We start from the raw sequence: 12145 nt of genomic DNA on the forward strand, positions 1-12145 counted from the left end.
GGTTGAACCTGGTCAGTACACGAGCCGGGCCTTCGCCGACGCCTGCCGCCGGGCCAGCGTGATCCAGAGCATGAGCGTCGTCGGCAGCTCGGCGGACAACGCGCTCGCCGAGTCCTTCAACGCGACGTTCAAACGCGAGACGCTCCAGGGCCGCAAGCACTGGTCCAGCGCGCGAGAGGCCCGCCTCGACGCGTTTCGCTGGCTGCACCGCTACAACACCCGACGTCGCCACTCCAGCCTCGGACACCGCAGCCCGATCGCCTACGAGACAGCGTCCCGAACAACATCAACTACGCTGACGCCAGCCGCATAACCCGTGTCCAGAACTCGGGGTCAAGGCCCTTCTCCCGCAACCGCTGACCCAACTCCCGTCGAGAGCGGTTCCCTTGGCCGTAGTTGGCAAGCCCGGCTATCCGTACTTGAGGACCCGCAGGGCATGCTGATCATGGCCTCATCATGCCGGTCGCCCATCCCGTAACGCCGTGCCAGGCGGCACGAGGCGTCGTGGACGGACGCCGATTCAGAAATCGAAAAAATCTATCGAACGTCATGAACATGCCGTGTTACCGTCCGAGTGATCCGCGCCCCCCACACCGGGATTCCCAGGATCCGGCCAGCGGGGGGCGATGGTCCGGGCAACTGGGCTGCCCAGCCGCCTGATCAGGTCTCCGGCGGACCTCTGGTGCGCCGAACAGGGGAGGGACACTTTGAAGCTCATATCGCTACGCGCGAAGACCGCCGCAGGAGCATTCACCGTCACCGCGGCGGCTCTGCTCGCCACCGCCACACCCGCCCATGCAGCCACCTTCAACGTCAGTGACAACTGTGACGTTCCGTGGATCAACTGCTCGGAGGGCGACCTGTGGCTGTTTTACAACTCGAAGGACATCGCCATCCAGGATGGCACCTACAAGTCGGCGTTCACAACGTTCTACGGCAACGTGGACGACCACTGGGGCACAAGCCAGTACCAGGGATCGACACTGTCTACTTACAGGTACGTCTTCGGCAACGGAGGCAACGGCAACGGCCAATACATGAAGAACAACGCGGCGTCGGTGCAGAACTGCGCCCGCGACGACAACTACCGCGTGTACTTCAACTCCGGCTACGGCGGCACCTCTCAGTACTTCGCGAAGAACGGCCCCTACGGAGACTGCAACATCACCAACCTGATCTCCGCCCTGAAGAACAACAACGCCTCCTCCCACTTCGCGTAAGAAGGAACCTCCGTGAAGCACATCAAGCGGACCGCCACCGCCGTAGCCTTGACCGCTTCAGCCCTCCTGGTCAGCGCCTGCTCCTCCGGCACGAGCGCACACACCACACAGAACGCCGCTGACGGCAAGCCGATCGTGAACAAGGAAAACTGGCCCAAGAAGATCCCCACCAGCGGTCTGACCAAGGATCTGACCCTTCCGCTGGAGGCATACATGGCCTCCTACGAAGAGCAGGTCACCGTCGAGCAGGCCGCCAGCGATTTACAGCAGTCCTGCATGAAGGACTACGGCATCGACCTGACGCTGCCGCGAGCAGGCGCCAACCCGCCTCCCAGTGACAACGACGCCAACATCGAACGTCGTTATGGCATCACCGACCGGGTCGAGGCCGAGAAGTACGGCTACGAACTCCCCCCGGCATTGCAAGAGCACACCAAGCAGACCATGCCTGACCTGTCCGACGTCGAAGTTGAGGTCCTGACCGGCCACACCAAGCCCGAACCGCCCAGAAACCCAAAGGAAGTCAAGGCAGGAGAGCCGCTCGCCGCCCCCGGCCAGGGCACCAAGCCCGCTCGGGCCGAGTACAACGGCAAGAAGCTGAAGACGGGCGGCTGCATCGGCTGGTCCAAGGAGCAACTCGGCGCGCAGGAAGCCGACCCCACCTTCGTGGCACAGCTCGCCGGGGACAGCCTGGTGCAGTCGATGAAGGACGACAAGGTCATCAAGGCCATCGCCGCATGGTCTTCATGCATGGCCGGCAAGGGGCACTCGGGACTTGCCGATCCGTACAAGGCAATGGACCAGGGTGTCACCAACGACGAGCAGCCATCGCGGGAGTCCATCGCTCTGGCGGTCGACGACATCGACTGCAAGAAGCAGACAGACCTGGTGAAGATCTGGTTCAGTGCGGAGTCTGCCATCCAGGACAAGCAGATCGCCGACAACAAGACCCAGTTGACCGGCATCAAGGAGCAGCGCGGCAAGGAAATCGCCGCGGCGCGCAAGGAAATGGCGGCTTACACCCAGTGAAGCCTAGTGTGGTAGTGCCCGGACCGTGGATGGTCCGGGCACTGTGTCTGATGGCGGCGTGCGTGCTGGCCGCCGGGTGTACGGACGGATCTGCTGACCGGGCCCCAGCGTCGAAGCGGCCGGCGACTCCGAGCGCGGTGCAGAGCAGTCCGCAAGTGCGTCCGTCGCCTGTGCCTTCGGTGCACTCCGAAGGCCGTACGCGTGTCCTGGAGTACGGAGACCTCACCGTGCGTGCCACACCGGCAAGCAGCGGTGTGCGTACCGAGATCGAGGTAGCCAATACCTACGCGCGTAATGCGACGTACTCGGTCCAGATCAGCATCGCTGACGGCAAGGGCTGGACCGCTTACAACCGGTTCTGGCTTCAGGACGTCCCTCCAGGCCAAACCGGGCGGGATTCCGCGGTCATCGGCTCCAAAGACATGGGGCCGGCTCCGCAGGTGCCGAAGATCTACATCGATGAGTTCACGCCCCTCGTCGACCGGAAGTAGGAAAGCAATCCGGCCACTGTCAGGGGCCCGTCAGCGGGATGAGCGATACCGGAATGCCCGCATGTCTCCAGTGACGGGAATGCCGCTGCCCAACAACACGATCAGAACGAAGATCAACTCTGAACCCTTATGACATATCGGCCCAGGACATCGATGTCCGCATCACTGATGTAGAGAAAAAGGGGATAAGTGATAACCCGTCATAGACGAAACGCGGTGACGGTCTTCGCCGTCACGGCCGCCCTGGCTGGGCTCATACAAGCCCAGCCCGCCACCGCGAAGCCCAGCCCCAAGCCCACGGCTGCAGCTTCCAAACCGGCGCCCACAGCCTCGAAGGGCGCCGTCAAGTCCCCGGACGCCACGCTGGGTAAGGGATGGAAGACCTCCGCCGACCGGGCCGTGACCGCCGCCGCCGACAGCGACGGCCTGCACCTCCTCGTCGCCGACAGCAAGAGCGCCTACGCCTGGAAGACGGCTGCCGTTCTCAGCGAGCCCCAGCTTCCGGCCGACACCTGGATCGGCAACCAGTGCGTCATGGACGACCACCACGCGGCCGTCGTCTACGCTCCCCGCACCTTCACCAACAAGCCCGACCTGATGATGGGCGGCGCGTTCACCGCGATCGTCAACCTGGACAACGGCAGCGTCACTAAGCTGCCCTTCACCGCGTCGCTGGCCTACTTCGACCCGACGTGCAACCCGGCCACGCACACCGCCGTCTTCACCGCGCTGCACGACACCAAGACCCGTCTGGTCACGGTGAACACCAAGGGCACCACGGTCGCGGACACCACCGCGGCGGGTGAGATAACCTCTGCCGTCCCCGTCAAGGACGGGGTGATCGCCGCCGCCGGAAACCGGCTCGTCCACGTCGACCGCAAGGGCAGGACGGCCGAGCTCGCCGCCACGAAACACGCCCCATACGGCATACGCGTGACCAGTGACGGCACCGTCAGTTACATCGACCGCACGGGCGACACCGACGCCAAGGTACAAACGTACGCGCACGGCAAGAAGACGACCATCGCGAGCGGCAAGCTCACCGCGATGAACCTGCGCCAGGGCACGGACGGCACCGTCTACCTCACAGGGAAGGCAAGCCGCGGCAAGAGCTTCAGGGCCAGCGGCATCAAGCAGGTGAACGTCTCACCCGACGCCGATCTCTCCACCCGTGGACGCCTGGCCGTCGACCCGGTCGTCTCCCCTGCCGTCCAGGCGGGCGTCGCCAACATCGAGAACGCCGGCCGGGGCTTCACCGGCACCGCGACCAAGGAACCGGCGGCCGAGGCGAAGACGGGCAACACCAGCCATGCCCTGACCATCACCGGCTCGGTTCCGGGCACCGGCAGGCACACGGACCAGAAGGTCGCCGCGCCCGGCAGCACCGCGGGCGGCAGGCCGTCGCCGGCACTGACCGGCGCCTCCACGCCGCAGATGTCGACGATGAGCACGATGACCACGGCAGACGACGACGCCAGGGCACACGACCCGGTCGACACCGACGCCTGGTGCTCCGTGCCCCGCAACGACGTCAACACGCAGGCCCTCCAGCCCACCCCGAACCAGGTGGAATGGGCCGTGGACATGGCCGTACGCGGCCAACTGACCTCCGGCTACATCACCCAGGGCGGCTGGCGATCGCAGACCGGGCTCTCCACCATCGACCCGCAGGGCCTGTTCCCGAGGCCCTCCTTGACCGGTGGCGGACGCATCCCCGCGCAGGTCCAACTGGGCATCCTCGCCCAGGAATCCAACCTGTGGCAGGCCGAATCCGGGTCCATTCCCGGCCAGATGGGCAGCCCACTCGCGGCCGTCGACGGCTACTACGGCCACCAGTCTGGAGGCTCCCTCGCCGCCTTCTGGACCATCCACTGGGACAAGTCCGACTGCGGCTACGGCGTCGGCCAGGTCACCGACGGCATGCGCAAGGCCGGACACGAGAAGGCGGGCGAAACCTCCCTCCCGGTCAGCACACAGCGCGCCATCGCCATCGACTACACCACCAACATCGCCGCGTCCCTCTACATCCTCGCCGACAAGTGGAACGAGGTTCATCAGAGCGGCCAGACGATCACCGTCAACAACGACGACCCGGCCAAGCCCGAGAACTGGTTCACCGCCGTGTGGAACTACAACCTCGGCTTCAACAAGCAGGCCGACGCGGGAACCAACGGCAACTGGGGCCTGGGCTGGTACAACAACCCCGCCAACCCGGTCTATCCCGCGTCCCGGCTGGCCTTCATGAACACCGACCTGGACCCTCAGGCTGCGAAGGACGCCGCTCAGCCGCAGAAGTGGCCCTACGAGGAGAAGGTGATGGGCTGGGCCGCCTGGTCCCAGGACACCGGCCACTCCTACGCCACCTCCGGCCGCCAGGACTGGCCGGGCGAGTCCGGCTTCTCCTCCGCCGGCTTCTACCCTGCCTCCTGGAACGGCACCCTCGGGACCGTCATCGATCCAGCCAGCGGAAAATACCGCCGGGCGCACGTCTCGCCGCCACTCGACGCGTTCTGCAACACCAAGAACAACTGCGACACCGCCAACCCGCCCGACTGCCCCACCGCCGGCTGCTACACCCAGTACTGGTGGCATGAGTCCAACGTCACCTGGAAGTCCGACTGCGCCACCAGTTGCGGGATCGAGCACATCAAGTACGCGACCCTGGTCAGCGAGCCCGGGCGCGGTTACCGCCTGCAGTACGGCACACCCGTCTGCTCCGGCGCGCCCTCTGGCGCGAAGGTCGTCGAGTCCGTACCGGCGGGAACCGCCACCTGGAGCGACTGCGGCACCACCACGACCGACGGCACGTTCCAGTTCACCTTCTACCCTGACCCTGCCGCGACCGGACCGGGCCTCGGCCAGTACGACGCGAAAGCCGACCTGCACCAGATCGGCGGCGGCTACAACGGCCACTTCTGGTTCACCCACGCACGCGACACCGACCACCTCGGCGGCGACGGCGGACGCATGACCATCCTCGGCGACTGGAAGCTGAACTCCGCCATCTCCGGCAGCCAGGCCAAGGTCTACGTACACATCCCCGACACCGGCGCCCAGGTCTCCAACGCCGCGTACAAGATCATCACACCCTTCGGGGCGGTGACCAAGACCATCAACCAGAACTCCCAGAACAACAACTGGGTCTCCCTCGGCGCCTACAACTTCAAGGACCAGGCCCCCGAGGTGCAGCTGACCAACTCCACATCGGACGGCGCCGCCGACAAGGACGTGGCCTACGACGCCGTCGCGTTCATACCAGGGGATTACTCCGGTATCCCCTCCGACCTGACCTTCAGCGACCCGGACGTCAACGCCGCGGATCCCGTGCCGACCGAGACGCCGAACACCATCGAGGGATCGTTCTTCGCCGGGAGCACCTCGCTGAGGAGCAAGGCACAGGCGTCGTCAACCGCTTCCGTGATCACCTCGAAGAGCAGCAAGGCACTGGCGTCGCCATCCGTGTCCGCTGGCGAGACCGCGGCATGTTCGGTCACAGAGAAATCGATGACATACACCCGCACGAACGCGTGTATTCACGATGAAATGACCGTCGTTCACCTTACCGACGGCGATCCGGACGGTACAGCGGTCTTCGACTACAGGAACGCGATCGAAACCGACGTGAACAGCGACACATTCACGCAGAGCACGAGCATCCGACTGGATTCCATGAGTGGCGTGATGGCCGAGGTGAAGCTGGACCTCGGTTTCCAGTGCCGAGGATACTGCTCCGTCGTCAGCTCCGCATGGACCGGATCCGACACATGGACACTCGGGGACACCCACTCCGCGATCATCACCACAAAAATTAAATGGACCCCATCGAGCGAGACAAAGAACTCCATCCTCCCCTACTGGACCTTCGACGGCGTTGCGAACGACACCCCCATCGAAAATCCGGCCACCGTCGAGAAGGATGACCTCAACGTCCGGTGCGACGTCGAGGTGAAGGCCACCCCCGGATGTGTGTTCAGTTGGTACAAGCCGACGTACGAAATCAACGAGAAGAAGTTCCCGGCAGCCGCGGCACACATATGGCTCGTGCAGCACCAGCTTCCAGGGCACTACGGACTGCGGGGCGTCGGAGAACCGCTCACCTACCTCGGCGGCGACGTGCTCGTGCCCGGCGGCAACCAGGCGATCAGCGACTACAACCGGGATGTCATCTGCCCCGATGGCTGGGCACAGAACGAACCGGTCACGCTCTCGCCGGAACTGAGCAGCAGCAACGACGACAAACCCAGCTGCGACGAGTTCCCCTTCGCCGCGAGCTATGAGAGCGCGGCCATGCCCAAAACGTGGGGCGGGAAGAACTCCTCCCCGGTCACCTCGGGCGACCAGTGCGTGAACACCCGCGCCGTCAAGGGCTCGGACGGCAAGTGGCGTATGGTGATGAACCCGAACTATCCGCTTCCCACCTGGACGGAATCCTGCGGCCGGGCGGCGATGTCACTGAACCAGAACTCGCAATCGATGAGCCTGTTCCCGACCTTCCGCAGAAACAACCGCGTCGTAGACGGCGACGGATACTGGCTGCAGGCGGACAAACCGAGCTGATCGACGTCGTCACAGGAAAATGGCCCCTGGTCACCCAGGGGCCATTTTCCTTTTCGGGTGGTTCGTCGTCAACCGCGGGGACGCTGCCTGATCCCGGTCAACGCCACTCGATACCGCCGTCCACCACGCGGGCGTTCGTGCTCATGAGATCGGCAAGTTCATCGAAGAACTCCGTCAGCGAGTTGTGGGTCCCGAGGCGGTTCATGTCCCCGTCGTTCCATTTCCCCACCGCCCCTGTCCTGCCGTCAATGAACCGTCCGTACAGTTCGTCACTGTCGGCGATGAACGGGAACCACTCGCGACGCCATACCAGGACCTCGTCGTCCTCGTCATCAGGTACGTCACCCGTCCTCTGGAAATCCATCCGCCGCTCATACACCTTGACCAGCTCGGCAGTGGACAGAAGGTGCCACCCGTACGGTACGAAACTGCTGCCGGGCGCCGGAGACAGCCATCCCTGCCGGGTCTCCTTCATTCCCACGCCGTTGTTGATGAGGAGCCATACCCGCAACTCTTCGGGGAGCGACAGGCCCAGTTTGCTCTCTGCGTCGCTGATCTGCTTCGACGTCGCGGGTGGTTGCAATGCCGCGGTGTTCTTCGGAGCATTCCGCTCCAGCCATTGCGTCACGCGGCCCCATGCCCGACGCACTTCGTCCGCCCCACTTGCCATACCAGGTCCTCTTTCCGGGTGACCGGCCTGCATTCTCTGCCCCTCCCCGCACAGCAGACGCCTCGTCGCGTGGTGGGAGTCCAACGATACGAACGACGTTCTGGCGCACAAGGACCGGGCCCAGGGCTCCGGTGTAGTGCGTGATGCGGTTCGTGTGGCGAACTGCCAGCTCAGCGGTGCTCTCGAAGCGCGGCAGACAGAGGCAGGAGGACATCCCGGCTCCAGGGACGCACCCGGGGCATCGGCCTCGGCCCCGCGGAGACCCTCCAGATCAAGGTTGCCACCGAACAGCCTCCTCTTCCCCGGAGCCCGCAAGGCCGCCCAGATCAAGCGCTGGGGCACCGACCGCAAGACAGCCAAGACCACCGTCAAGACGGTCTACGCCGTCACCAGTCTGACCGCTGAGCAAGTCACCGCGGCCCACCTCACTGAACTCGTCCGCGACCGCCGGAAGATCGAGGCCTGGCATCATGTCCGCGGCACCACCTTTGCCGGGGACACCTCCCAGGTACGACCGGCAACACGCCCCGCGTGATGGCCAGCTGGCGCACCCTCGCCATCGGCGCCTCCGCGCGGCCGGAGTGAAGAACATCGCGGCCGGCCTCCGCCGCGATACCCGCGATCCTCGCCGCCCCAAGCGCTCGACTGTGCCCGCGGTCTCTACCTCAACGATCCCACCGCCTGGACCACACCACCCTCTCCACGGGCTCGACGAGCCGCAGTGACCTCAGGCATCTACCACCCATCTCCGGCCGGGCCAAATCACGGATTCCGCGGATCCTCTCTCCCTGACGGCCCGGCCACCCGGGCTCCCGTTCACCACCCCCCTTCGAGGTAGCCGCCGTGATCGCCCACCTGCAGCGCGCCAGCCACACCGCCAGCCTGCTCGCATATATGTACGGGCCGGGCGAGCGCGGCACCCCCCACCTGATCGCGGCTGACGGCCACGGCGCCCCGATCGAGATGCTCGCCCAGCCCGACGCGCCGGCGTACCTGGCCCACACCCTCGACGCACCCGTCGAGCGCCTCGGGGCCCGAGCGCCCGAGCGGCCGGTGTGGGTCTGCTCGGTCCGCTCCGATCCCCGACACCCCGACCTGACCGACTCGCAGTGGGCCGAGGTGGCCCGCCGGTTGGTGGCGGCCACCGGCATCGCCCCGGAGGGCGATCCGGACGCCTGCCGGTGGATCGCCGTGCGCAACCAGGCCCGCCTGGTGCACGTCGTGGCCACCCTCGCCCGCGAGGACGGCGGCGTCCACCACGCCTTCCGCGACGCCTTCCACCTCCAGACCAGTGCCACCGCATCGCCACCGAACTCGGCCACCTGCCCACGGCCCCACGCCCAGCACCCCGCGCCCAGGAGACCCACATGCCTGCCCCTCCATCACCATCAGCACAGAGCCCAGCGGCAGCGTCTTGGCGAAGGGCGCCAGCGACGACCTGTCCGCCACTCTCCTCAAGCACGCGGGTTTCCGGCAGATCGAGGACTGGTACGGCCGCCGCCACCGCCTGGCGACCACCACCCCGCAGGCTGAGCGCGTCGCCATCGCCTCCCACGCAGCCGAGATGCTCCGCGCCGCCCGGTACAGCGTCGACCTGGACCCCGACCTCGATGACGAGGCGCACGCGCTCGCCGACCGGTTCGGCTTCGCCGCGGAGTTCGTCAGTGCAGCGCAAGCAGAACTCGTCCGAGCGGGGAGACGAATTGAACCGTGCCAACGACTCGCGGCGTCAGGCCTGGCAGACCAGTCACTCACCCGACTCCACGAGCACGCCACGTCTGTGTTCCTCCTCGCCGACGAAGGCATCGTCGTACGCGTCAGCCCCGTCTCCCAGCGGCCACTTCTCGATACGGCTCGCTGACCCGCTGGCTCGTCGCGAACGGCTTCCCGGCGACGGAGCCCGCGGATATTCCACAGCCGCTCGTCTACGCTCCGACATGCGGTGACGTTCTGGCGCCACTACCCGCAGCCAGGAGGCAGCGGGCCACCGGCCGGCTCTCTGGGCGCCCTGCTACGTGAACTCCACTCCTTGCCGGCGCCACCGATCCCGCTCCCCCGGTTTCAGCCCCTCAACTCGTTCAAGAGCTCCGTGGAGTCGAGCTGCTACCTGACCTCGGCCCAGCGTGAGTGGTTGGCCGCGCGGCGGGAGGAGCTTCTGGACAGGCACGGCAAGCTCGACTTTCCTCTGGGCCAGGGCCACATCCACGGCGGCGCCTATCCGGGAAACGCGCTCTGGAGTGGTGGCGGCGTGCGGCTGGGTGACTAGGACGAGGCTGCGTTTGGCCCCCGCGAGATCGACCTGGCCAACACCTTCCAAGGGGTTCGGTTCGGGCGCACCGTCGCGGACCTCGACGAATTCAGCCTCGGGTATGGATACGACCTCCGGCAGTGGGACGGGCTGCCCGTCCTGCGAGCGATGCGGGACCTGCACACACTCGGCGCCTTCATACGACGCGCGGGCCGAGGGGACATAGCGGCCGGCAAGCAGCTTTCACACCGGATCGCGACGCTCATGGACGGGAGGGAAACAGCCTCCTGGGTTACGGCCTGACCAGTACTCATCTTGAATCGGTCGAGGACGCACGTCCCCGCGCAACTTCCTTGGGTATGCGCTGATACGCACTCCGTGGACCCTGCCGATCGTCGCATAGTACCCCGTCACCGGCGCCGCCCACCCAACGGGTCGGAAAGGTTCTGAACCTTCCCTCAGAGGGCATCCGATCTAGGTGAATTGCCCATTCTGTTCTAGTAAGTCCCTCGCCAGGTTGGCGCCGGCTCGACTGTTATGCGCTTGGCGAGGTTGTCGATCGAGGCGACGGATCCATGACCGACCTCATGGGCCGCCGCCTCACCGGAGAGAACACCATCTTCCTGGCGCGACGTGACATCACCGGATCAAATACGCATACCGGGATAAAACAACGGGAGAAAACGACCTCTCAGCGGGACCCCGGCCCAAGGTCCGCGAGCAAGTCGTCCAGCACCGTTTCCTCCTCGACCCGGACACCGCACTCGGCGAGAGCGACGGCCAGAGCAGGGTCCCAGGGAGTTGCGGCGGGCGAGCCCGACAGGTTCGGGGTCTCGGCCGCCGCGGTCACTGCTGCTCGGTAATCGGCGGCCGTGTAGCGCCAGGGCCGCCACGGGACGCTTCGCGCCAGCGCTGCGGCGATGCGCACACCGCCCCAGTCGAAATCGCCGTGGTAGAGAAGGCGGGCTCCACGCTTGGACAGGTCGCGCAGCAAGGTGAGCGCGGCGGCCGACGGTTGCCCCTGGAGGCACACCATGGGCGGGCAGTCCGGGCCGAGAGCGTCGGCGGCGGCGGACAGCACGGCCGGGTTCTCACAGATGTGAACGGCTCCCGTCGTCGGGACGGAGGCTACCGGTGCACGACCGGTGAGGGAGCGAAGGGTCAGCACCGTCGGCTCCCCCGCGTCGGCCATCCAGTCGAGGGGTGGCGTACCGCGCAGGTTGAGGGTGAGGACGGTCGACGACAGGTCGTCCTTGAGCAGGCCGACCGAGGCCCACGCTTCCCGCCGCCACTGCGCACCGGAGCCGGCGGGGAAGCCGGTGAGGCAACGGATGCCGGACAGGACGAGAGTGGCGAGCGGCGTCCCCTCGTCCAGGGCGTGGGCGCCCGAAAGGTTCTGTGCCGCGAACGTCGCCCGCGATGTCGGGGGTGACGCGGGCAGCACACGCAACGCGCGCACGGCGGCCTCCACCAGTGGACCCGCTGCTTCCGGTGTGCGGGCGAGGCGCCGTACGAGACCGTCACTGCGGATCCGCTCGGCCCAGCGGGCCAGCTCCGCGTCGAGAACGGCGAGCGGGGCGTACGCCTCCTCCCAGGCCCGTTCCTCCCTGTTCCGTGTCTCGGCGTGGAGTATGACCGGGCCGGTGAGCGCGACGACGGCCGCCGCCAGTCCCTCGGGGCTGACGCCGGAGCGGCGCAGGATCTCGTCAACGGTGGCGAGGCGAATGCTGAGGGAGCCACTGGATCGCGGTGCCCGTCCCAGCAGGCGATCGGCGGCGCGCCGCTGGGATGCGTCGGGGTCGGACAAGGTGATGGAGCCGGTGAGCGGTCGGCCGCGGGCCATGCGCTGCCGCACGCGTTCTATGAGCCAGGCAAGGCCGGGATCGCCGAGCAGACGTCCGAGGCGCTCGGTGTCCACGTCGGTCCGGGC

General features: G+C 66.4%; 10 protein-coding genes and 1 pseudogene. 8 read left to right on the plus strand and 3 right to left on the minus strand.

The features are described 5' to 3' along the window. Window positions 1–13: 13 nt before the first annotated feature. From AB0M11_RS01740 to AB0M11_RS01760, 5 genes and pseudogenes are all read left to right on the plus strand, one after another. Window positions 14–313: pseudogene (locus AB0M11_RS01740) on the plus strand (integrase core domain-containing protein); the annotation flags it as partial. A gap of 394 nt (window positions 314–707) precedes the next feature. Further along, window positions 708–1220, plus strand: coding sequence for a hypothetical protein (locus tag AB0M11_RS01745; protein WP_365700224.1), 513 nt, complete (start codon window positions 708–710; stop codon window positions 1218–1220). Between the two features lie 12 nt (window positions 1221–1232). Further along, entirely contained in the window at window positions 1233–2249 is a 1017-nt protein-coding gene (locus AB0M11_RS01750) for a hypothetical protein (RefSeq protein ID WP_365700226.1), read from the plus strand. Between the two features lie 227 nt (window positions 2250–2476). Next, on the plus strand, window positions 2477–2740 hold the full coding sequence (locus AB0M11_RS01755; protein ID WP_365700228.1) for a hypothetical protein: 264 nt from the start codon (window positions 2477–2479) through the stop codon (window positions 2738–2740). Between the two features lie 216 nt (window positions 2741–2956). Beyond that, a complete protein-coding gene (locus AB0M11_RS01760; RefSeq protein WP_365700230.1) occupies window positions 2957–7297 on the plus strand; it encodes a Tat pathway signal protein in 4341 nt (1446 codons plus the stop codon). 97 nt (window positions 7298–7394) lie between these two features. Here AB0M11_RS01760 and AB0M11_RS01765 read toward each other — a convergent pair whose 3' ends face one another. Next, window positions 7395–7925 (minus strand): SMI1/KNR4 family protein, encoded by a 531-nt coding sequence (locus AB0M11_RS01765; RefSeq protein ID WP_365700232.1) that lies wholly within the window; start codon window positions 7923–7925, stop codon window positions 7395–7397. Window positions 7926–8244: 319 nt separating this feature from the next. Here AB0M11_RS01765 and AB0M11_RS01770 point away from each other — a divergent pair, with 319 nt between their 5' ends. Beyond that, entirely contained in the window at window positions 8245–8502 is a 258-nt protein-coding gene (locus AB0M11_RS01770) for a hypothetical protein (protein ID WP_365700234.1), read from the plus strand. Window positions 8503–8783: 281 nt separating this feature from the next. On the opposite strand, the gene AB0M11_RS01775 is transcribed toward AB0M11_RS01770, so the two are convergent. After that, entirely contained in the window at window positions 8784–9248 is a 465-nt protein-coding gene (locus AB0M11_RS01775) for a hypothetical protein (protein ID WP_365700236.1), read from the minus strand. 133 nt (window positions 9249–9381) lie between these two features. Here AB0M11_RS01775 and AB0M11_RS01780 point away from each other — a divergent pair, with 133 nt between their 5' ends. Further along, entirely contained in the window at window positions 9382–9828 is a 447-nt protein-coding gene (locus AB0M11_RS01780; protein ID WP_365700238.1) for a hypothetical protein, read from the plus strand. 81 nt (window positions 9829–9909) lie between these two features. Beyond that, complete coding sequence (locus AB0M11_RS01785) at window positions 9910–10233, plus strand: phosphotransferase (protein WP_365700240.1); 324 nt, start codon at window positions 9910–9912, stop codon at window positions 10231–10233. Between the two features lie 673 nt (window positions 10234–10906). Here the strand turns inward: AB0M11_RS01785 and AB0M11_RS01790 are convergent. Beyond that, entirely contained in the window at window positions 10907–12133 is a 1227-nt protein-coding gene (locus AB0M11_RS01790) for a TIGR02679 family protein (RefSeq protein ID WP_365700242.1), read from the minus strand. Window positions 12134–12145: the final 12 nt, after the last annotated feature.

Source organism: Streptomyces sp. NPDC051987 (assembly GCF_040680735.1).
GTDB lineage: Bacteria > Actinomycetota > Actinomycetes > Streptomycetales > Streptomycetaceae > Streptomyces.